The organism is Mesorhizobium sp. B2-6-1 (assembly GCF_006440475.1).
Lineage (GTDB): Bacteria > Pseudomonadota > Alphaproteobacteria > Rhizobiales > Rhizobiaceae > Mesorhizobium.
In genome coordinates, this window is the sequence record NZ_VFUH01000014.1 from 58,771 (window position 1) to 76,655 (window position 17,885).

Annotated in this window: 17 protein-coding genes and 2 pseudogenes; 8 read left to right on the forward strand and 11 right to left on the reverse strand. The window is 59.6% G+C overall.

Annotated features, from left to right (window positions below):
* Positions 1-151: 151 nt before the first annotated feature.
* The 4 genes from FJ443_RS24750 to FJ443_RS24765 all read left to right on the forward strand — a co-directional run bounded on the left by FJ443_RS24750 (position 152) and on the right by FJ443_RS24765 (position 4,674).
* Positions 152-430: a DUF2249 domain-containing protein gene (locus FJ443_RS24750; protein WP_140522850.1), complete on the forward strand. Its 279-nt coding sequence runs from the start codon at positions 152-154 to the stop codon at positions 428-430.
* Between the two features lie 117 nt (positions 431-547).
* Complete coding sequence (locus FJ443_RS24755; RefSeq protein WP_140522848.1) at positions 548-1,018, forward strand: (2Fe-2S)-binding protein; 471 nt, start codon at positions 548-550, stop codon at positions 1,016-1,018.
* On the forward strand, positions 1,015-4,128 hold the full coding sequence (locus tag FJ443_RS24760) for a molybdopterin cofactor-binding domain-containing protein (RefSeq protein WP_140522846.1): 3,114 nt from the start codon (positions 1,015-1,017) through the stop codon (positions 4,126-4,128). Before FJ443_RS24755 ends, FJ443_RS24760 begins: the two co-directional genes overlap by 4 nt.
* A gap of 186 nt (positions 4,129-4,314) precedes the next feature.
* Positions 4,315-4,674, forward strand: coding sequence for a hypothetical protein (locus FJ443_RS24765; RefSeq protein ID WP_140522844.1), 360 nt, complete (start codon positions 4,315-4,317; stop codon positions 4,672-4,674).
* A gap of 234 nt (positions 4,675-4,908) precedes the next feature.
* Here the strand turns inward: FJ443_RS24765 and ric are convergent, their stop codons facing one another.
* The 6 genes and pseudogenes from ric to FJ443_RS24795 form a co-directional block, all read right to left on the reverse strand.
* Positions 4,909-5,604 (reverse strand): iron-sulfur cluster repair di-iron protein, encoded by a 696-nt coding sequence (gene ric, locus FJ443_RS24770; RefSeq protein WP_140523391.1) that lies wholly within the window; start codon positions 5,602-5,604, stop codon positions 4,909-4,911.
* 647 nt (positions 5,605-6,251) lie between these two features.
* Positions 6,252-6,781, reverse strand: a pseudogene (gene mog / locus FJ443_RS24775) (molybdopterin adenylyltransferase).
* Between the two features lie 318 nt (positions 6,782-7,099).
* Positions 7,100-7,702, reverse strand: a complete 603-nt coding sequence (locus FJ443_RS24780) for a U32 family peptidase (RefSeq protein ID WP_224656235.1) — start codon at positions 7,700-7,702, stop codon at positions 7,100-7,102.
* A gap of 4 nt (positions 7,703-7,706) precedes the next feature.
* Positions 7,707-8,593, reverse strand: a pseudogene (locus tag FJ443_RS24785) (peptidase U32 family protein).
* A 108-nt stretch (positions 8,594-8,701) separates the two neighbouring features.
* Positions 8,702-9,250 (reverse strand): SCP2 sterol-binding domain-containing protein, encoded by a 549-nt coding sequence (locus tag FJ443_RS24790; RefSeq protein ID WP_140522842.1) that lies wholly within the window; start codon positions 9,248-9,250, stop codon positions 8,702-8,704.
* A 28-nt stretch (positions 9,251-9,278) separates the two neighbouring features.
* Positions 9,279-9,719 (reverse strand): hypothetical protein, encoded by a 441-nt coding sequence (locus tag FJ443_RS24795; protein ID WP_140666177.1) that lies wholly within the window; start codon positions 9,717-9,719, stop codon positions 9,279-9,281.
* A gap of 156 nt (positions 9,720-9,875) precedes the next feature.
* Between FJ443_RS24795 and FJ443_RS24800 the strand changes: the two genes are divergently transcribed.
* From FJ443_RS24800 to FJ443_RS24810, 3 genes are read left to right on the forward strand one after another with little or no spacing between them, the layout of a single operon-like run.
* The gene (locus FJ443_RS24800) at positions 9,876-11,384 is read left to right on the forward strand and encodes a UbiD family decarboxylase (RefSeq protein WP_140523388.1); all 1,509 of its coding nucleotides are present in this window, start codon (positions 9,876-9,878) and stop codon (positions 11,382-11,384) included.
* Positions 11,381-11,965, forward strand: a complete 585-nt coding sequence (locus FJ443_RS24805; protein ID WP_140522838.1) for a UbiX family flavin prenyltransferase — start codon at positions 11,381-11,383, stop codon at positions 11,963-11,965. Before FJ443_RS24800 ends, FJ443_RS24805 begins: the two co-directional genes overlap by 4 nt.
* Before the next feature lie 37 nt (positions 11,966-12,002).
* Positions 12,003-12,257: a DUF2249 domain-containing protein gene (locus FJ443_RS24810; RefSeq protein WP_140522836.1), complete on the forward strand. Its 255-nt coding sequence runs from the start codon at positions 12,003-12,005 to the stop codon at positions 12,255-12,257.
* Between the two features lie 57 nt (positions 12,258-12,314).
* Here the strand turns inward: FJ443_RS24810 and FJ443_RS24815 are convergent, their stop codons facing one another.
* Both FJ443_RS24815 and FJ443_RS24820 read right to left on the reverse strand, forming a co-directional pair.
* Entirely contained in the window at positions 12,315-12,626 is a 312-nt protein-coding gene (locus FJ443_RS24815) for a hypothetical protein (RefSeq protein ID WP_140522834.1), read from the reverse strand.
* Positions 12,627-12,769: 143 nt separating this feature from the next.
* Positions 12,770-13,162, reverse strand: coding sequence for a hypothetical protein (locus FJ443_RS24820; protein WP_140522832.1), 393 nt, complete (start codon positions 13,160-13,162; stop codon positions 12,770-12,772).
* A gap of 262 nt (positions 13,163-13,424) precedes the next feature.
* Between FJ443_RS24820 and FJ443_RS24825 the strand changes: the two genes are divergently transcribed.
* Positions 13,425-14,615, forward strand: coding sequence for an NnrS family protein (locus tag FJ443_RS24825; protein ID WP_140522830.1), 1,191 nt, complete (start codon positions 13,425-13,427; stop codon positions 14,613-14,615).
* A gap of 160 nt (positions 14,616-14,775) precedes the next feature.
* Here the strand turns inward: FJ443_RS24825 and FJ443_RS24830 are convergent, their stop codons facing one another.
* From FJ443_RS24830 to FJ443_RS24840, 3 genes are read right to left on the reverse strand one after another with little or no spacing between them, the layout of a single operon-like run.
* Positions 14,776-15,591, reverse strand: a complete 816-nt coding sequence (locus FJ443_RS24830; protein ID WP_140522828.1) for a c-type cytochrome — start codon at positions 15,589-15,591, stop codon at positions 14,776-14,778.
* A complete protein-coding gene (locus tag FJ443_RS24835; RefSeq protein ID WP_140522826.1) occupies positions 15,591-17,213 on the reverse strand; it encodes a b(o/a)3-type cytochrome-c oxidase subunit 1 in 1,623 nt (540 codons plus the stop codon). Before FJ443_RS24835 ends, FJ443_RS24830 begins: the two co-directional genes overlap by 1 nt.
* A complete protein-coding gene (locus FJ443_RS24840; RefSeq protein WP_140522824.1) occupies positions 17,203-17,760 on the reverse strand; it encodes a cytochrome C oxidase subunit II in 558 nt (185 codons plus the stop codon). The genes FJ443_RS24835 and FJ443_RS24840 overlap by 11 nt, the downstream gene beginning before the upstream one ends.
* Between the last annotated feature and the right edge of the window lie 125 nt (positions 17,761-17,885).

Sequence of the window (17,885 nt, forward strand, 5' to 3'; positions counted from 1 at the left end):
CGGCAATTTCCCAATTCCTCCAGGATTCTCGGAATTGTTTGCGTTTCGACAAATAGGCTGACTGACCACGGGGTAGATTTTCGCGCCGGGATCGACCATCGCCGCCGTCTCCTGGCTCCAACGTTTCTGGCGGCCGGGAATTCCAATCGACATGGCAGACCCAGAACTTGCATCGACACTTTTGATCGACGTGCGGACCATCGCCCCGATAGATCGTCACCCGCGAATCTTCGGGGTAGCGGCCGCGTTGGTCGAGGGTTCTTCTTTCATCATCGTCAACGACCACGACCCACGACCTCTGCACTATCAGATCGAGGCCAGATATCCCGGTGTATTCGCTTGGGAATACCTTGAGCGAGGGCCGGAGGTCTGGCGCGTCGAAATCAGCAGACCGCAATCGTCTGGCTGCGACTGTTGCTGCGGCAGCTGATGACCAGCCCAACGTCCGGCAGCACTTTGCAAGGTTTCTTTTTCGTCGCCACCGACTGGTCTGGCCGCCGCCTAGGTCAAACATTCGAAACATCTAAGGCGAGGAAGGTTCCTCGCCATGAGAATGTCGCTGAAGGTTAACGGTCAGGCGATCGAGACTGAGATCTTGCCAATCTCGCGATTGAGCAGCTTTCTTCGCGACGTCCTTGGCCTGACGGGTGTCAAGGAAGGCTGTTGCGAAGGCGAGTGTGGCGCATGCACGGTGCTGCTGGATAGCCAGCCGGTTGATTCCTGCCTGATGCTGGCCTTTCAAGTCGCGGGGCGCGAGATCACCACCATCGAGGGACTCTGTGGGAGCGGCATCAACGATCTGCAGCAGGCCTTCTTGAAGATGGGTGCCGTGCAATGCGGCTACTGCACGCCGGGAATGCTGCTGGCAGCCCAGGGACTCTTACATGCCAATCCCAGCCCAGGTGAAGCCGAAATCCGCCATGCACTAGCAGGCAATATCTGCCGCTGCACCGGCTTCGAGACCATCGTGCAGGCGGTCGCTACCGCAGCCGCCGCTCGCCAGGGGGCAGGGCGATGAATGCGCTCACGGTCTCAGCGCCCGTCGACATGGCCGAGTTGCGGGCGACGCTCGCCGCGGAAGCGGGGCCGGTGCATTTCGTCGCCGGAGGGACGGACATGCTGATCGCGGGCCGTCCGCTCCCCGAAATCGGACTGCTGGTTGATCTCGCCCGTGTGGCGGGCATGGCCTTCATTTCCACGGATGGCTCGGATGTTCGCATCGGAGGTGCCACCACTGTCGCGGTGCTTGCCGCGGATTGCAGGCTGCGAGTACGAATTCCGGCCCTTTGCGAGGCTGCCGCACAGTGCGAGTCTGTCCAGATCCGCAACCGGGCCACCATCGGTGGCAACATCGCCAATGCCGCCCCAGCCGCCGACTTGATGCCCGTGTTGGTCGCCGCGGGAACAAGACTGGTGCTGCTCAAGCACGACGGGACACAACACGAGGCCGCGCTCTGCGAACACCTTCCAAGCTCCGGTCATCTGATTACGGAAGTGATCTTGCCAGCAAGCGGCCTTCTGCCGCGAAGCGCCTTCGTCAAGCTCGGATCTCGGCAGGACATGACCATCTCGCGCCTCAATCTCGCACTGCTGGCTGAGTTTCAGAGCAACCATTTCGGTGTCGTGCGGATCGCAGCCGGAGCGCTTGGTCCCGTTTCTAGCAGACTGCTCCAGGCAGAGGGGGCGCTCGCGGGCCGTAAGCTCGGTGCCGCCACGTTGCGCGACTTCATTGCGGCGTTAGTCGACGATGTCGATACGGCCATTCCCGGCCGGAATTCGCAGATATACAAGCGCCGCGCGATCGCCGGACTCGGCCTCGACCTGATCGCGCAGGCCCTGGGGCTCAGCCCACGTGGATCGGCTCTTCGAGGAAGCAGCGGGATGAACCAGATCTCCCATCGGGTGCCGCTCGTTGACGGTGTGGCAAAGGTCACGGGCGCATTGCGCTTCGCGGCCGATTTGCATGTCGAAGGATTGCTGCACTGCGCGCTCGTTTTCAGCCCGCATCCACATGCCCGCGTCGCCTGTGTCGATGCTGCATCCGCGTTGGCGGTTGAGGGCGTACACGCTGTCTTCTGGCATGAAAACACGCCCCCACGATACTACAACAGCTCGATCTGGTTCGCCGGACAGGAGGCGCTGGCAGACGAGCGAATGTTCCCGGCGGTGGTGCGCCATATTGGCGACCGGGTTGCGGCTGTGGTGGCGGACACGGAGGAGATCGCGCGGCACGCCGCACGGTTGGTGGCGGTCGAAGATGTAGATCTCCCCGCTATATTTGATCCTGAAGCTGCGCTCGGTCACGCCGGGCCAGCGATGCGGGACGATGGCATCCCGGCTTTCATGAACCCCGTGGCCGACGAGAGCTTTACGCATGGCGATCTTGATGCCGGATTTGCGGCGGCTGACCTGGTGGTGGAAACACATGTCACGACTCCGCGCAGCCATCACTGTGCCCTTGAACCTCACGCCTGTATTGCCAAGCCTGAATCCGACGGTCGAATCTTGATCCTTTCGCCGTGTCAGAGCGTTTTTGGAGTGCAGGCTGTCGTCGTCCAGGCATTGGGAGTGCCACCAGATCAGATACGCGTAGTGAAGACTCCCATAGGCGACTCCTTCGGCGGCAAGGCCGAGCCGATTCTCGATCCGTTGTGTGCATTCTTTGCGCTGGTACTAGGGCGGCCTGTCATGATCCGCTACGACCAGCATGAAACCTTCACCGCGACCCGCACGCGGTCGAGCGTTGTCGGCCGGATGCGGATCGCGCTTAGCTCCGACGGCCGAATCCTGGCGCGCGACACCGAGACGCTGGTGGACATCGGCGCTTATTGCACCGGCGGCAACTATCTGCCCAGTTCGATGCTTCAAAGACTGGTTCGGCTTTATGACGTTCCCGCCGAGCGCTACACGGGCCGCGCAGTCTACATCAACACCGCCCCGGCAGGCGCTTTTCGCGGTTACGGATCCCCCCAGATCCACACAATAGCCGAGATCACGCTTGATATATCCGCGCGGCGGCTGGGGGTGGATCCGGTGGCGATGCGGCTGAGGAATCTGGTTGAGCCTAACGCGATTGAACCTTGGCAAGGGCTCAACGTTGGCAACGCTCGGGGGAGAGAATGTCTGCTACGCGGGGCCGATGCATTCGGCTGGCAGGCGCGTAGGCAGACGGATGCCGGACGAGGCCGGTGGCGGCGAGGAGTGGGGGTAGCCTCGGCCACTCACATCAACGGCTGCTATCCCGGTTTCCACGAGGAAACGACGGCGAGGTTGAGCCTCCTGCCCGACGGGCGAGCGGAACTCGTCTGCGCGCTCCACGACCTCGGCTGTGGGGCCGACACGACGCTTGCGCAGATCACGGGCGAGACGTTGGGTCTTAGGGCGTGCGACATTGCCATCGTTCCCGCCGACACCGATAGCTGTCCATATGATCTCGGCACACGGGCCAGTCGCATGACCTATATCTGCGGCGAAGCAATCCGACTTGCAGGCGTGGCACTCTCGGAAGTGATCCGGGCTGCGGCGGTCCTGGAATTGAATACAGAAGTTGATGAATTGAGGCTGGAGGCGGGCGCAGTGCGCCGCCCGGACGGCTCGGGCCTGGCGCTTTCAGAACTCGCTGCCCGCTTGACGGTCCGCGGGGCGGAACTGCCCACGGCGACCGAGACCTATCGCGCCCAGGCCAATTCAGGCTCATACGCAGCGCATTTTGCTGAGGTGGAGGTCGACGGACTCGCCGGTCGCGTACGCGTGACAGATTATCTAGCCGCCCATGACGTCGGCCGAGCGATCAACCCCATGCTGGTGGAAGGCCAACTCCATGGGGGAATCCAGATCGGTATCGGATATGCCCTTTACGAGGATGTTGCGATCGACCCTGTCACTGGTCGAATGCGTGGCGACAGCTTCAGCCGCTATACATTGGCCAATGCCTCCGAGATGCCGCCGATGCGTGTCCTGCTCACCGAAGAGGGTGAGCCGACCGGCCCCTTCGGCGCCAAAGCCGTCGGAGAGATCGCGACAATCCCGGTCGCGGCGGCCGTGGTCAACGCCGTCAATGATGCCCTGGGCACTGAACTGACAGATTTGCCGCCAATACCCGTGCGAGTCCTCGCTGGATTGAGTTGAGGGACAATGGTCATGGAGGTGCATCTAAGCCACTGTGGTATTGCACTCGGTCCGAAGCCTAGGGTGCGCCTGCGCTTTCTGGCCGTGCATCCCTTCCATGCCTGTTCACTGCCGATGCCGCCGAACGATATCAAATGCGCGGCAAGCGCCCACACCGGATATCTCGTAGGATAGCTGGGGTAGGGCATGTCAATCGATCACGCTGTTGTGTGGCTGGAATTCCGAACAGCAAAAGTGTTCCTTTTTGAAGACGCTGCAACGCCGTCAGTCGCTGGAGAACCTGAATTCATCGGTGACATGCGGCTGACGCATGATGGTCAGAAAGGCCAACGTCGAGACGATGATTTCTTCGGGGAGGTTCTTGGCTTTCTGGAAGCTCGGAAGAAATGGATTATAATCGGAAATAGATCGAGCTGTGTCGGCTTGCTCGAGCGCATATGCCGTCAGAAGGCCGAGGGTCGTGTCGTTGGCGTGGAATTTGTCGATGCGGTCACCGCTGAGGAAGTGTTATCGCGAGCCCGTAGCTATTTTAGCGACCGCCACTAGGCATTTCCGCCACGCCATTGGCCGTCGTGAGATCAGGCCAAACTAGGATAGGGCAGGGCGAAGACCTGGCCGATGCCAACGACATCAGGGACAGGTTGGACGAACTGGAAAGGCGCGTTGGTCCACAGCGAGTTGGTGCTGACGACAACACGGTGGCTACCTCAGTACCAAGACCATCAGCCGAGGATTCGCTATGCGATCCGCGTAGCTGCAGTCGTCGTCGACGTTAGGCGGCTAGACGCGGCCTTCCGTTGCCGCGAACCGCGGGAACAGGATGTTGTTCTCCAAGTGGATGTGTTCCATCAGGTCTTCGGCAAACTGAGCCGTGCCGACGTAGAGCGCCTGCCAGGAGCGGCAGGCTCCGTCGGGCGTGACGAAGTCGCCGGTGAGGCTTTCGAGGAGCCGAAGCAAGGTGCCTTGGTCGTCGTGCTCGTGCCGCAGTTCCGAAATCGGGATATCGAACTTGCCTTTGCCCCACTGCCGCATTGCTGGAAACAGAATGGCCTCTTCCTTGGCCATGTGTTGCTCCAGTTCGCTCTGCAACTGCCGTAACGCATCCGAAAGGCCGGCCGGCACCTTCGGATGTTCGCGATGCACCGCCTCAACCTTACGCGACAGTGCAATGAGCTCGGGCAGAGCGCGCCGGTGCGCTTCGTGGTAGCAGGCTTCGATGTGGTTGATCAGTTCATCGCTGTCCATCGCAGCCGGCGCCGCTGTACCCGCAGTGTCGGTACCAAGTGCCTCCAACGCGCGCTCAAGGTCGTCGGGATCGACTCCGCGCCGGTGCGCGGCGCCATCGAGGGTGAGATCGCCATTGCAGCAGAAGTCGATCTTGAATTTGCGGAAAACGGCGGTGGCGCCAGGCAGCGTTGCGGCTATGTCGCCGACCGTGCGTTCCCATAGTTCTGGAACTGGGAATTGGGTGTTCATGACGAAGCTCCATGCATTTTCGACACAACGGCTTTGAAACTTGAAGCGGGCCCATTCGACGCGACGCAATGTCTCGAGGACGAAATCGTGCCAACCGTTGGACCATGAATTGCCCAGATAAAGGTCCGCGTCTTTGCGCTGGAACAAAGAGGAGCAGATCACCAAGCTGTCGCCGTCAGCCTCCCAGCGGGAAGCCTGAGTGCGTGCGGCGCGGCTGAGTTCAGGGCATTTGGCTCAAAGAACATAGCAATTTATCAAGTTCGGATCCTGCGTGTCCGGGCAGGGGTGCGCACCTGATCGCCTAGCGTGATAGGCCCGATGTCTTCGGCGATTGAACAGAGTTTTCCGCTGTTTCAGCCGCAGGAGGCATGAGGGCATCCGGTGCGCTTCATCCGGCCGTCGCGCAAAGGCCGCAGGCTTATGCTCTGATCGGCGGCCAGCCAAAGTCGCAATGGCCGACGATGCCGATCGCCTGCGCCATGTGATCGCAAACACGCGGTGCGCCAAGCCACTCTGGTCGAATGTTGCTTCTCAAAGCTCAAACAGGTGTGACGCATCGCAACTCGCTTGAGAAAACAATCAGGAATTCCCTCGTTGTCGCCCTCTCGCAGCTACGATCCGATGGATCAGGTGATTGTCCGCAGCTCTTAATCTAAAAGCGCTGTCGACACGGGATCATCCGAACATCGCTCGGGTATGATTGGCGCTGCGCCGATCAGTTCGAGACAGTAAGGCACGGCAGGAAAGACGGCGTTCAAGCATACGTCGATTAAAGCCGGCTTGCCTGGCAGGTTTATGATCAGCGGATGGCCGCGGACTCCCGCAGTCTGACGTGAAAGAATGGCTGTGCGGACTTGCCGCATGCTGGCCTGCCGCATGAGTTCGCCAAAACCGGGAAGTTCCTTGGTGATGACTTGCTGCATTGCCTCTGGGTAAGATCCCTTGGAGATGGACCGGTCCCTCCAGTCGTCAGGATAAGATCAACGCCGCATTGGTCGCAAAGCTCGATGAGCACATTCCGGACACTTTCCACGCCGTCAGGGACTATGCGGCGGATGAAGACGCAAGGCGATGCTACGACACGTCGAAGCCAGCGCTCGATGGCAGGCCCGCCAAGATCTTGATATTCGCCGCGGCTTGCACGTTCTGACACTGTAATGATTGCAATCTGGGTCATTTTTTCTGTTCGAGATCCACCTTCAGATCGAAGCGGTCGCTTGCCATCCGGGCTTGGCATGGGCGTATCCATCGACGAGCGTGCCGGGCAGATCGAGGCACGAGAGAATAAAACGGGCCCCCTCGCGATCCTCTCTCCCATTGGCAAGAGCTCTGTACGTCTTTGCCACCTCGATCATGTCGCACGTGTGCGGAGACAGGCGGATGCGCCGGACGCCTCTGGAGGCGAGATCCGCGGGTGCGGGGCAAAAGGCCTGCACCTGGTTGGAGAGCGTCTGCACGCCATTGATCGCGAGGAACTGCTGGTCGTCGAGCGTGTCTACGGCAAGACCGTCCGGGTCTTTCTCGCAGGTAAACTGGCACGAATCCTTGTGAAGGCCGTAAATGCGCGCATGATAGCATCGCCCGGAAGCGCGAGCGGCAGCCGACCGAAGGCGAAAATCTCGAAATCCGCCTCGGGACATGCGCTGGCCATGGCGCCGACGGCGGCGAGCGACAATTCCACTGGCGGGCATATGGTTTTGGCACCGCGATGAATGAGGAATTGCGCGGAAGACCCATTATAAACGTTCAGGAACGGACCTGTCACGAAAGGCTTGCCGGAGCGTGACGGCAGGGCGGTGACATCGTTGATCTCGATCAGCCGATCGTCGCCACAGAGGTCCTCGATGCTTCTGCGTTCCCGAACGGTCGCCGGTGCTGCCAGGGTAGACAGCACCACTTCCTTTCCGGCACGCTCGAGGCGTTCGATGATCTCAGGCCATACGGGGTCGGAAAACGGCATCCGCTTGCCGCAGACGACTTCGCCGATATGGACCCGGTCGATCGGAGCCTCGTCCGCGATCCTGCGGTAGAAGTCCGTGAGGCGGTCGGGCGACCAGTGGAAGAAGACCGGCCCAAGCGTCAACGCAATTGCGGACAAGGTGCTATCTCCACTTCTTGCTGTACGCTCCTGCCGTCTGCCGGGAACCTTCCGACTGGCCAGCAAGAATCCGATCGATCTCAATGGCGTCGCCGCCTTGCTCGACCGCGTCAACGGCCTTCCGGAAGGCGCGGACCACTTCCGTCACATAACCTTTGCCGCGCTGGCGTCCTTCGATCTTCAAGGCGGTTACGCCGGCGGCCTTCAGCCCGGCAATCATCCCGCCAGCGTTCAGGCTGACGGGATCCTCGAACAAATAGGAGGTCTTGCCGCCGGCCTTGAATTTGCCCTTGCACAAAGTGGGATAGCCTACTGGCTCGCCGAACTCGTAGCGGTCGATCGTGAACCCTGAAAGCCGTGCTGCCGTGCCGTTAGGCTCGTCGTCGTAACTCACCATTTCGGGTGGCGAACAGACGCCATTCAGATTTGGCGATTTTCCCGTCGCGTATGAAGAAAGATAGCATCGGCCTTCGATCATCACGCAAAGGCCGCCGAACACGAATGCTTCGTCTCCACGTCGATCGCGCGGTTGAGCGCCGCGATCTCCTGAACCGAAAGAACCCGCGGCAGCACGACGCGACGAACTCCGAAACTTTTCGCGTAGAATCCGATTGCTTCCGGCGTTGCTGCCGCAGCCTGTACCGACAGATGAAGACGAATTTGTTTATGGTTCTTGGCGACATGATCAAGGACGGCTATGTCCGCCGCGATGATGGCATTTGCGCCGCATTCGGCTGCGGTATCCGCTGCCTTTTTCCACAGGCCAACATCGTTGACACGCGCGAATGTATTGATGGCGACGAGAACCTTGCTGCCGTGGTTATGCGCGAAGCGGACGCCCTCGGCCAGTTCTTCCCCGGAGAAGTTGAGCCCCGGGGAAATTCCGGGCATTCGTTTCGTCGCGAAATCCGCAATAGACTGCGTCCGCGCCTGCCTGGACGGCTGCCCTCAATGTAGGCGGGGTTCCGGCCGGGCAGACAAGTTCCATGCGTCCGCTTGTCATGCCTCTGGCGCCTCGCGTCTGGAATTTCGATTGGCCATTTGGCGTGCGACGCTCAATGCGCCGAGAATGCCCGTATTGGCGAGACGAGCCAGGAAGCCACGCAGGCCGAGTAGGTCCGCGGGGCTAAGCTCGGCGTCCTCGATTGTGTTCCTCAGCGCGAGCACCGCCTCCGTGCGGCCGCTGATCGAGATGATCCGGCTGAAGAAAAGCGCATCGCCATCCAGCGTGCCGTCGAGCAGGCTCAAGAGTGTCAGAAGAGGTCCCCTGATCTGGACGTTTGATGTCGCGGCCTCACTTCTCCTGACGACACGAACGATCGAACGCTCTGCGTCCGGTACGACGGTAAATGCGAAGGCGAGGTCGACCGGGTCGATGAAATCGCAAGCTGTTCGATGTTCGCCCAGGCGGTCGAACAATCGGGGCTGGCGCCTAGCCATCGAGCGCAAGGATAGCGTCAGCAACGGCCCGAGGGGAAGTCCGGCAAAAGGTGGGAAAAGATGACGAATGACCGCCGGCAACGTCGGTTCCGTGCTGATCGTCACCATTCAGTACATCCTATCCACATGAGCTCGTTCAGCAGGCCCTTCCGGCCATCGACTTCCTGCGTCCGTCTGCCAGCAAGTCCGCGAAATTGACACTGTTGGGACAGAAATCCTGATAGTGGCTTTCGAAATCGAAGGCGGCCAGGTGGCCATGACACTGGCGGCGATGCTGGCAGGCGATGCAGATGCGTGACATGAAACGGTGCGCGGCTTCCAGCGATTGAAAGCTGTCAGGATCGATGTCAATCGAACGCATCGCGGAAGAAAGCAGGTCTTGCGAAGCGTAGGGTAGCCGCATGGCTTCATCGAATTCGCTTCGTGACAAACCGATGCCATTCAGGATGCCTGTACACTCATCCAAACCCATTGCCCAAAAGTCCCTTGTCGCTGCCATGCTCTGCCGGCGATCCGCGAGAAGGGAAATTACGGACCGCAAAGCTTCGACAGTTTCGGTAATGAGATTGCCTGCCATGTGAAATCCTTTTGGCTCGATCGCCTTCCTCGGAAATGATGTGAGAAGGGAAAAATAGCGGGGACGGATCGTTCGCTCTTTGCGCTAGCGCAAAGTTCTTCGTCAGCCCTGATGGCAAAATCGATCGCCGACGAACCGGTCGGGCCGGATTTCGCTATGCATCACCGCTGCCTTCCCTTGTTTTCAGATCTTGGCTCATTCCTTTCGTTCCTCGATCGGAACGGGCAGCTTCGTGAGGTTGGCATCCCTGTCTCGACACGGCTCGAACTGACCGAGATACACAGGCGGGTGATTGCCTCGAAAGGCCCAGCGCTCCGCGTTACGGCGCCTGTCGACGATCGCGGCGTCAAGTCAGCCTTTCCCGTCGTCGCAAATCTTTTCGGCACCCGGGAACGTGTAGCCTGGGGCCTTGGCACCGACCTTCACGGTCTGGAAACCCTCGGCGCGCTCCTTGCGTGGATGAGATCGCCTCAGGCTCCACAGAACCTTCGTCAGGCCCGACAGATGTTGCCTGCGGCGCGGGGTGCACTCGTGGCGCGGCCGAAGATCGTCTCCCCGCCCAGAGAGTGGCGCGACGCCGATCCGGATTTTTCGCTTCTTCCCATCCAGACTTGTTGGCCGGGAGACGCAGGCCCACTCATAACATGGCCAGTGGTCATTACTCGCCCGCCTGGCGAGGACGACCCGAGCACATACAATCTGGGCATATACCGGATGCAGGTGCTAGCCCGTGATCGTGCCATCGTAAGATGGCTGCCCATGCGAGGTGGAGCAGCCCACCATCGCATATGGCAGGCGAGGGGGCTTGAGATGCCGGTGGCGGTCGTCATCGGGGCAGATCCCGCGACGTTGATCGCCTCGGTGATGCCGGCGCCTGAAGGCGTGTCGGAGCTGGCACTGTCCGGGATGATCAATAATCGCCGAGTCGGATTGGCGCCCTGCAAGAGCATCATGCTTCACGTGCCAACCAGTGCGGAAATCGTGCTTGAAGGTGCCGTCTCTTCAACAGAAACCGCGCTGGAGGGCCCTTTCGGCGATCACACGGGATATTACAACACGCCGGAGCGATACCCCGTATTCAACCTCAAGCGCGTTCGCGTTCGCGACGGGGCAAATTACCTGACCACGTTCACCGGGCGCGCGCCCGACGAGCCCTCGGTTCTCGGCGAGGCACTGCTCGATGTGTACAAGCCACTCCTGCGCCAGCAGATACCGGAAATCGTTGATGTGTGGCTTCCGCCGGAAGCCTGCTCCTACAGGATTGCGGTCATCTCGATCGCCAAGAAGTATGCCGGACAGGCCAGGCGCGTGATGATGGGGTTCTGGTCCCTGCTGCCGCAGTTTTCGATGACCAAGATTGTCATCGTGGTGGATGACGATATCGACATTCGATCATGGCCGGACGTGATGTGGGCGGTCGCCACCCGGATGGATCCCTCGCGCGATCTGATGCAGGTGGACCGAACCCCTATCGACCAGCTCGATTTCGCCTCACCCCTCGAAGGGCTTGGGGGAAAGATCGGGTTCGATGCGACGCGCAAGATTGGGTCCGAGACCTCTCGCGAATGGGGAAAGGAGCTGACGATGTCAACTCATATCGAGGAGCAGGTGTCTCAACGATGGAACGAGTTTGTTTCGCAGACGACCGCTCAGGGGCAACAATGACCAAACGGCTGATAATCGGTGTGACAGGTGCATCCGGCTCCGTGCTCGCGCTGGAGACCATACGTCAGTTGGTCAGGGCCGGGGTGGAGACGCATCTCGTCGTCTCCAAGGGCGCGCGATTGGCGATCCCACATGAGCTCGGCACCGACGGCCTTGCCCAACTGACCTCCGTCGCCAACCGCGCGTATTCCTATCAGGACTTCGCCGCACCAATCGCCAGCGGCTCTTTCAGAACGGATGGCATGATCGTCGTTCCCTGTTCGATGCGGACCTTGGCAGCTATGGCACACGGTTTAGGCGACAATCTTCTCACCAGGGCCGCCGATGTCGTCCTGAAGGAAAGGCGCCGGCTGGTCATTGTTCCACGCGAGGCGCCGCTCCATGAAGGGCACCTCGACGCGATGTTGAGACTAGCACGGATGGGCGCAGTCATCGCACCGCCGGTACCGCCGTTCTATGTCAAGCTTGCCTCGATCGAGGAAATGGTAGTCGAGATGGCTGCCCGACTGATTGGCTGGGCGGGCGTTGACCCGGGCGACAAGCTCACGCGTTGGGGCGAAAAGAAAGTCGCCGCCGCGTGATCATCCTGATGGATTGGCTCAACGTGCAAGGATAGCAATGAATTTGCAGACGTCGAAAGGCGCGACATATGACGTACGGAAACTTCCACCTGAAAGGAAGCAGTCCGCTGTATTGTCAATGTTCGACGGACTCAAACCCGGTCAGACATTCGTGGTCGTTCTCGATTTTGATCCTGATAGACTCAGGCGTCAGTTCGAAGCGTTCTTTGCTGGCGAACACATCTGGCTTTGCCTTAGACCGGGGCCACCAGAATGGCTGATCGAGATAGGAAGACCTCAACCTGCGCAGTGATGTCGAGCTCTACGAAGAGGTCGCACACGCCGATCGACCGATCTGGTCACTCAAGACTCAGGTGGCAGTGACCGTGAGGGCCCCCTTCATTCCAAGCTCATAATGACCCCGTATCAGGTGGTCGTATTCGCCTTCATTGGTGAAGGCCAGACGCACCGTCTCGCCTCTTTTTACGGTGACTGAAACCGGATCGAACGCCATCGATCCATCTTCGTTCTCGACCATGCTGATCGCGATGGTACGATCTATTTTGGCCGCCATGCCCGGCTGACCGATAACCATCAGTTCATGGCCGTCATGAGTGCCGGAATGCATTCCCGCCGCAAGCGCCGGGGCGATGAAGAGGACCATGGCGATTGTTGGCATCATGCATTTCTTCAGTGCGATTTCTCCGTTGTGAAATGTGTTGAGTTTCACCCTGTCGGAGGTGGCCGCGGGCTCTGTTTTGGACCGCGATCGGCGGAACCAGGTTAGCAGGGTCGCCTGAAGCCTTCACCAGTTCTTGCCGCTGATCACCTATGGCCCGTCTGCACCGCAGATAAACTGAGTTGCCGCATCGAAAATGCACCCTCCTTTGCGGTGCTCGCGATGTCGTCAAACAGGAGAGCGAGATCCATGTAGACGCTGCGATCCCGTTCGGCTGCGCCCATTTCATCGAGATCCTGCAGGAAGAAGAGAATGGCTTCGATGCGCTCGCGTTGACAGCGGGCGTTGGCAAGATGCTCGCGTGCCGCGCGCCGCACTTCCAGAGCCGTAAATCGCGCCAGCGTCTCGTCGAGTCTGGAACGGCACTCACAATCGAGCCGGGCGTCCTTGATCAAATTTGCCAGCCTGCCGACAACGGCCATGCCAGCAAAGCGCCGGGAACAGTCGTCAATACTACTCAATGGAACGTTTTGTTTCATCTTCTTCGCTCCTAGGGCAGACGTTTCGCAGCCGGTCGCAACGCGAACAGACGACGCGCGCCCTGCCAATCGGCAGACGCGGTCTCGAAAATTGTTTTGATTATAAGCGACTATTTTTGCTGCCTGTTTGCGCTGGAGCAAACACGTAGACCGATCATCGACGGTATTGCCTTCGCATTGAGTTTTTTCCGACCGCCGATCTTGCGAGTTGAGAAGCGGCACGAGGACGTCGTGTCAGTCATCCCTGTAGAGGAATTGTCGCATGGCCGCCGACGGGAGTGTGCTTATTTTCGACGCGAAGCAGAGGCGGATGTCGGCGCCGTTTCGGCCATTCTTTCTAATCGCGGGGTTGGACGCGATTGTAGGCCCGGCGGTCTGGCTGCCGTCAACGTTCGGAATACAGGCCATCGGCCCGACCGGGATATCTCCCGGCGATTGGCATCGCGACGTGCTTCTTTTCGGGATGGTTCCAGCCATTTTGACTGGCTTTCTGTTGACGGCATTGCCTCGATGGACAGGACGACGCGCAGTCTCGCCACTTACCACGCGTCTGCTCGTCGCCCTATGGCTGTGCAGCCGGGGGACTTTCCTGTTTCTGTCGCATTCGGCCGGGCTTGCCCTCTATGCGTTTTTGGTGCTGACGCTCCTCTTGATTGCGGCGGGACGGGTGATCGCGAGCCGCGACCGCCGCAACCTGAAGATATTGTTTCTGCTGCTCGCCTTTTGTGGTGGCAACATACTTGCGGCGGCGTCCTACCAAGTAGAATTTGCGCTGCGGCTAGCCTTGGCTTCGATCGTCGGACTTGTCATGATCATCGGAGGACGCGTCGTCCCGGCGTTGACGGTGGCCTATGTCGAGAGCGCGGGCGGTCGAATCTCCGTCAACCGTTCTGCCGTTTTGGAATACGCGGCAGCGGCTATTGCGGCATGCGCCCTTGGTTTGTGGGTTGTTGCGCCGCAGGCACAACTCACCGGCGTTGCCTGCGCGCTCGCCGCCTGCGGTCAGACCATGCGAGCCGCCCAATGGAATGGTTGGCGAAGCGCGGCCTCGGCGACGGCTCTTGCCCTTCACATAGGATATGGATGGATCATCGTGGGTTTCGGACTTCTGGCGATCCACATTCTAGCACCGGAGTGGCTGGGACAGGCGGCTGCGGTCCACGCATGGACGATCGGCGCCATTGGCACGATGGCCCTCGCTATCATGGCGAGCATGATCCGTAAGCATAGCCACCGCGCCTTCGCGTCTTCGGCTCCGACGACCGGTGCGTTCATAGCGATGACGACTTGCTGCCTGTCGCGCCTCCTCGTCGAACTGTTGCCGGACTACGGGACAGGCTTGACCAACCTCTCGGGAGCAATGTGGGTTGTCGCCTTCGGTCTGTTTGTCACAGCATTCCGTAGAATGCTCATCCTGCGCAAGACGAAGCCAGACTGCCGCTCCACATCCTAAGCGACGATCAATGCCGCAGCGCGCCTGATTGAGCTGATCCGAGGGTGCCATGCCGTCGCTGCCGATTGCCTTCACACCCAATTCGTGAAGTTATTTTTGCGACAGCATAGGGCCGCCGGTTCGGTCCAGTGGAAGATGCTACCCACGCTGCTGAACGCCTTCAAGGTTGCGGCTTATACTTATCCGGGGGTTGAGATGCGTAGTATTGTGCTACTTGCTCCATTTCATCGTCCGTCATTGCGCGTGCAATATTTCGCATCTGCTGGCTAATATCGTTGCGACGACCTCCGTCTGCGAAAGCGCGCAGTTGAGCTTTGATGTAGACGGCCGACTGGCCTTCGAGCCACGGACTGCCGGCCTTGTTGTCCAAACTGCCGTGACACGAGCCGCAAGGCGCAATTCCGCGCATTGGGGCTCCATTGATGACGATGCGAGGCGCAGGAACCTTTTGCGAGGGATGATAGGCAGGCAATCGCGGCAGGTAATTATAATAGGCCGCGAGGTCGATCATGTCCTGGTCGGCAAGATGAGGCGCGAATGGACTCATTACGGCGTTCACGCGCGCGCCCGATTTGAAGTCTTTTAGCTGTTTGTATATGGCGGCTGGGTATTGCCCTGCGAGGTTGGGCGAATCGGCGCGGCTGACGCCCGTCGGGCCATGGCATATCGCGCATTGCTGAGCGAGCGTCGCACCGCGGTTGATCGACTCGTTCGAAGGATTGGCGAGCATGGCTGACGTCATGATGACGTCCGAGGTCTTGAACGTGGGCTGAACGGTCCTGGCACCCGATGTCAGTTTGGGAATGCCGGCAGCACTGCATATTGCGTCCCACAAGCCAGCCAGCTTCAGATCAGACTGTGCATAGGGAAGCAGGATGAAGCCGCCAAGGGCTGTCAAGACCACCAGCGCGGCCGTGATACCAATACTCAACCTGACCCAAGGGTTTGTCGCTGAGAAGAGGCGTTCCGTCGACATTATCGGGCTCCAATGTAGACAGCCGGAACAGAGGTGCCCTGCCTGAACGCGAGTTGCAAGATTGGGAACCCATAATTGGTCACAGTGAGCCCGATCATCAGTGCCAGCCAAAGGCCATAGCTGTTAAGGGCAGCGGGCACAGAAACGGGAGCATGGACGGCCGTGCTGAAGCGATATTCGCCCGCATCCATCGCCGGGGCGCGCTGGCCTCGTATGAGGATGAGAATGAAGATCGCGCCGGAGATCAGCAGGATCAGCCCCCCAAAGGCCGACATGCTCACTGACATCGCTTCGGAGGCAAGTCCGGGGTCGGTATAATCGAAGTAAGCCATGCGGCGAGGCATGCCTAATATACCAACATAATGCCACGGGAAAGTTGTAATGATCATGCCCAGAAACCATAGCCAGAGCTGCAGGCGCATGAGGCGGAAGTCGATGAACGCGCGCCCCGTCAGATGTGGCCATAGATCGTAGGCGATGGCGAAATACATGATCACGATCGCGCCGCCGAAGATCAGATGGAAATGGCCGGTTATCCACTGCGTGTTGTGGATCGTGGTGTCGAGCTGATAGCTCATGTTAATGAGGCCTCCGGCGCCGCCGAAACCCAGAAGCACGAAGGAGAATGCCGTTGCCAGCATGATCGGATTGTTCCACGGCAATGTAGCGATCCATCCCAGTGGTCCTCTGCCCCCACGCAGGCGACCTGCGATTTCGACAGATGCGCAGATCGTGAAAACAGTCAGCAGGGTCGGCAGGGCCACAAGCGCCGTGAACGCCGAATGGATGAACTTGAAGCCGGCGCCGACCTGCGGATCGGCGAAAGCGTGATGGATGCCGATGGGCATCGCAACGACCAGAAAGAGGATGAAGGCAATCCTGCCCATGGAGTCGCTGTAGAGCTTCCCGCCAATGGCCCGCGGCACGATCGTGTAATAGGCGATATAGGTAGGCATCAGCCAGAAATAGACGATGGCATGAAGCGTCCATGAGAAGAAGACGCGGGCCAACCCAGCGTCTATGGTCGATTTCAAGCCGAGCGCTACCGGCAAAATCTGGAACAAAAGCTCTAGCGCCGCTCCAACGGCCGTCCAGGCCCAAAGATATGCGCCCGCTACATTGGCGAACATGGCGAGAGGCACCGGCGCGTCCGGGTTGTTTCGCTTCCAGATCCTCAGGTTGATGGACATGAGTGCGACCCATATCCATGACCCGAGCACCACCAGCACGACGCCGATATAGTAGAATGGGCTCCCAATCAGCGGCGGATAGAACGTGTAGAGTACGGATGCGCGGCCAAGCGACACGGGAACCATCGCCGTCACTGCGCCGATCACGATCAGCCAGAAGCCCGCCCAGGCCCATCGCCGTCCGATGAGTGGTTGCTTGAGCGCGCTTTCGGAAATGGCGTAGCCGAAGCCCATGGCCACGAGCGTCGGGAACACGTAACCCATAATGGTTCCGTGGGCCGTCAGCGAGCGATAATACCATTCCGGATTGGTGATCCAGGTATGAAGCGGGCTTCGAATGAACATCTGCCAGGCGCCCATGATAAGCGCGAGCCCAAAAACCGCAAACGCAAGCCAAAAATGAGCAAGTATCAGTCGCCGGCTATTTAACACAGCTCACCCTCTCTTGCTTGGTTGCCATGGTCATGAACTCGGCTTTGTCAATGACCTTGACTTTCCCCCACATTCCTTCGTGCCCGAAGCTGCAATATTCCTGGCATGGCATCAGGTACTCGCCCGGCTTGCGGAAGCGGGCGTTCTGCACGGAAATGTAGCCGGGGACGAGCATGGTGTTGACGTTCGTCCCCTGAATAAGAAGGCCGTGGATGACATCTGCACTGGTGGCGCGGATGGTTATCGTCGTGTCAGTCGGGACGAGAATGCACTGTGGCGCGAAGGAGTATTGTTGCCCGATTGCCCGGACAGTTACTGAACCGTCAGGCTCGATGGCGCTACCAAGGTTGGATTCGACGAACTCACCCGAAATGTGAAGCGTGGTTGGATCAGCGGTCTCCACCCGCGCCTGCGGCATCGTCGCCTGATGGATGCCGGCGAAGGCCGCCATGCCGGCGAGGAAGGCGATGATCAAGACCGCGATTATTGCCCAGTTTTTCTCGGCGCGAATCGCAGCCCCGGCATGGTCAACAGGATCCTCGGTCATCTGGATAGCCTCGAAGCCCTAAGGATTGGCGTGGGGGATGAATACGAGTAGGTAGAACGTCAACCACATGCCAAGCACAATGGCGGTCGTAATACCGGCGAGGAGAAAAGCTCCGCCTGGGCCCG